Source organism: Nonomuraea sp. NPDC048916 (assembly GCF_040649575.1).
Taxonomy (GTDB): Bacteria; Actinomycetota; Actinomycetes; order Streptosporangiales; family Streptosporangiaceae; genus Nonomuraea.
Genome location: NZ_JBEZFS010000313.1, coordinates 1 through 362 on the forward strand (window position 1 = coordinate 1; position 362 = coordinate 362).

Sequence of the window (362 nt, forward strand, 5' to 3'; positions counted from 1 at the left end):
GGGACGAAGCCGTCGGTCAGGACGGTGACCGCCTCGGTCAGGGCGAGCGCCGCCAGCTCCTTCTCGGTGTAGAAGTGCTGCGACTCCTCCCAGGCGCTGAGCTGCACGATCCGCTCGGCGGACTCGCCCGCCGCGAGCGCGTCCTTGCTGTGCATGTCCAGGCAGAACGCGCACCGGTTGAGCTGCGAGGCCCGGATCTTCACCAGCTCCACCAGGACCGGGTCCAGGCCCTTCCGGGCGGCGACGTCGAGGCGGATCATCGCCTTGTAGACGTAGGGGAGGAGCTGGGAGACGGAGATCCGGGCCGGGTGCTCGGGGGCGAGGTCGGCGGGGGCGTGGTGGTGTCCGTGTGTCGAGGTCAT

The 362-nt window shown here is 70.2% G+C and carries 1 protein-coding gene; it reads right to left on the bottom strand.

Annotated features, from left to right (window positions below; all coding sequences use genetic code 11):
• The coding region (locus AB0C16_RS41015) for a carboxymuconolactone decarboxylase family protein (protein ID WP_357691633.1) at window positions 1-362 on the bottom strand (362 nt) is incomplete at both ends.